We start from the raw sequence: 3,252 nt of genomic DNA, 5'->3' as shown, positions 1-3,252 counted from the left end.
GCTTGTGCATCTTCAAGTTTTTTTACTAAGTCGGCATTGTTTTCTTTTAGATAATCCTGTTCTTCCTTAGTAAGGGCTTCAAATTCTTTCTTAAGTTTTTCAACTGTCTCCTTGTCATTTAAGGTGATCTTATCAACATCGCAAAGAGCATTACTTGCATCAATAAAGCTTAAAATATGAATTCTTGAATAAGCATCAGCAATTTTTTTAGCATTTTCTTCACCTACATATGCTTTATATTCTTCTAATTCATCATACTTTTCTTTAATCTCTTCAACTGACTCTTTATCTGCAAGAGTTATTTCTTCCGGCAGATTTTCAATCATAGCTATTACTTTTTGAGCATTTTCAAGGGCTTCTAAAGTATCTCCCACCTTAAAAAGTTTATCAGAATTTGTAACATATGACTTATAGTAGGTTTTTTCAAGACTGTTGTAAGCCTGTAAAGCTTCATTATAGGCATCTTTATTTTGAAGGTCTTCAAAAGTATATTCTTTTTTGAGATTATCAATAAGCTCAATTACCTCATCTATCTTTTTCCCATCTGCTTTTGAACACATGCGGGCATTTGGCTTTGATACCTTACCTGGATCAATGGCTGCAATAGCTGAATATAAGCTATAATATTCTTTTCCAAAACCTGTACTTTCTGATTTAACCAGATTTGCAGCATCATAGGCTTCCTGTAAGGCTTTATTATTAACCTTTGATCCGGTTTTCAAAAGGTCTTTTGCTATAGAAAGTAATTTGTTTAAATCTTCATTTTTCGGGGCATATCTGCCATAAATACTGCTGCTTCCTGATGCAACTTCACCAAGTGCAATTATAACATCCTTTTCATCATTCCCATCTTTCCAACCTACTCTGTATAGCCACACACCATCACTGTAAAATCTTGAATATAAGGATTGTAATGGTGAATGTGTTGCATCTGTTTTATAATTTTCTATATCATAACTCATGCTGTTAATTCCTGTCATAACACATCCGTGACAGTTTGAATTTATACAGTTTTGGTATTCAGGAGCAACAAAAAGTCCTGCATCTTCACCTTTTTTCCAGAAAAAGGTATCATCAACTTCGTGAATAATGGATATTTTCTGGTCATAGGTAAGCTCATCTCCTAGTGCTGCCCACGCCCAGCTTCTCATTTCCAGATAGCCGGTGGGATCTAAGGCATAATTTTTTACTCTTGTGGTGAGAGCATCCATATATTTATAATCTTTCCCTGCTCCGGCAGCCTTAAGTCCTATATATGCCCAGATATCAGCTCCGTATGGTCCAAATGACTGATTTCCATAAGGTTCGGAGCATTTTTCAAGAAGTTCCACATAATTTGTACCATTAAAATCATAAGGATTTTCTCCGGTAATTACCAGATCTAAGATAATTGCTCCATAAGTTTTAGCCGGTACAGTGGGATCTATACTTGCTTTTGTAACATCAAACACCTGAATATTATCAAAGGATAAACCTGCTGCTGCTCTCATAAAAACAGACCAGTATCTGTCAGTAGGTGAATCAGCGCTTTCCTTATACCATTTTGACTTTTCTAAAAGCTCTTTTGCCAGTTTTCTTGTTTCATCAGATACAGTAAAATATGTTCCCACAGTATTATTTACAAAGGTATAGGTTTTTTTACTTACTCCATCTGCTGCGGTAACAACTACATTTACACAAGAAACATCTGCAGGCGCATTATAGATATAATAACCATCCTTTAAATCAGCACTTTCTCCATTAAAAGTAAGACTGGCACCTTCAGAAGCCTTTACTTTAAAAATTGTATCTGCCTGTCCGGATACTGTATAAAAATAAGCTGATTCCTCAGAATTTATGGATTTTTCCAATTGTCCGTTTGTAAGATTGGCTTCTTTTATATTAGCATCAGAAGATAACCACTTTATTTCTATATTTTGTACTTTACTGCTTCCACTGGCTGCTGTAACAGTAACTGGGATGGCTACTGTTTTTTCAGGCTCTACTTTTATGGAATATATTGAACCACAAGATGCCTTTACCATGGAAGATGGCATCGAAACTGTTGAAGTAGATGTCTTTGCACTTACCTGGACAAGTATGTAAGGATATTTTAAAACCTTAGGAAGTATTATTGCATAATTATCATTTTTTGAATCCACCTGGGTAGAGTAACCGCTGAAAAATTCATTATATTTATTTACATAGGAAACAGCACGAATCTTTCCTAAAGATGTATCGTCTGAAGGAAGAGCTTCTTTTTCTCCATCATAGTAAATAAACCATAAATAATCAGAATAACCACTTCTTTCTCCTCTTAAATCACCGACCTTTAATCCTGTCGCTTCCCCAAAATCCGGAAGTGTTCCTTCGCTATAGGCTTCGATAACATTCCATCCCTTTTTTAACTGTACCGGAGCCAATACCGGATTTTCTTCTTTTTGGGTTGCATCATATTGGTATTCTTTTGAACCGTTTACTCTATAATAATTATCATCTGTATGTATCCACCTTGGTCCTGTTTCCTTTGAATATACAGTGTAACCCGGATCCACCTTTTCACATTTCAAATAAACTTCATTATCTTTGCAGTCATCTATTTTTTTAATATTAGACTTTCCATCCTGATAATCACTATTTTTTCCTACAATAGTATTATTTGAAGAATCTACCAGTACAGGTCCTGTTGCTTTTTCAATACTTTTGACAACAACAATATAAGTTTGTGTATCCAAGCTTTCTTTATTTTGAATGTCAATATAAAAAACCGATCCTGATGTAGAAAAATCCACCTTCCACAAAAGAGGATTTTCCGTATTATTAACAATTTTACTTGCCTTTTTGGTATTTGTATAAGCTGATGTAACCTTGTATTTATCTGAATCTGTCAGATAAATTCTTAGATGTCCGATTGAGTTTGTTATTTCATCTGTGTAGAATATTTTTTCATCTAAAGCACTACAAGTATATTTTGTAGAAGAAGATGACTTTTCTCTTAATTCTACATGATCAATTGCTTGTTGAGCCGCATTAACAGATATTGGAAAATATCCTATAAAAAAGCAAATCAAAAGCAATAATAAGTATTTTACTTTTTTCATACCATTTTCTCCTATGTCAAAAGCTCTTATTATTTAAATAAGAGCTTTTGACTTTAAATATAAAGCATTATATTTTGGTTTTTATTTTACTTTTACTGTTTTGCTTTGTCCCTTATTGCTTAAAAGTATTTTGTAGGTCTTTAACTTTTTAGCAGGAACTTTTATAACAGCT

The 3,252-nt window shown here is 33.6% G+C and carries 1 protein-coding gene; it reads right to left on the bottom strand.

The genetic code is table 11. The annotated features are described in order from the left end of the window. Positions 1-3,080: hypothetical protein (locus tag BM153_RS13315; protein WP_143088321.1), on the bottom strand; the 3,080-nt coding region annotated here is incomplete at its 3' end. Positions 3,081-3,252 lie beyond the last annotated feature (172 nt).

This window comes from Acetitomaculum ruminis DSM 5522, from assembly GCF_900112085.1.
GTDB classification, from domain to species: domain Bacteria; phylum Bacillota; class Clostridia; order Lachnospirales; family Lachnospiraceae; genus Acetitomaculum; species Acetitomaculum ruminis.
The sequence above is the reverse complement of the archived record's forward strand: the minus strand, read 5'-3'. Positions and strand labels throughout refer to the sequence as shown.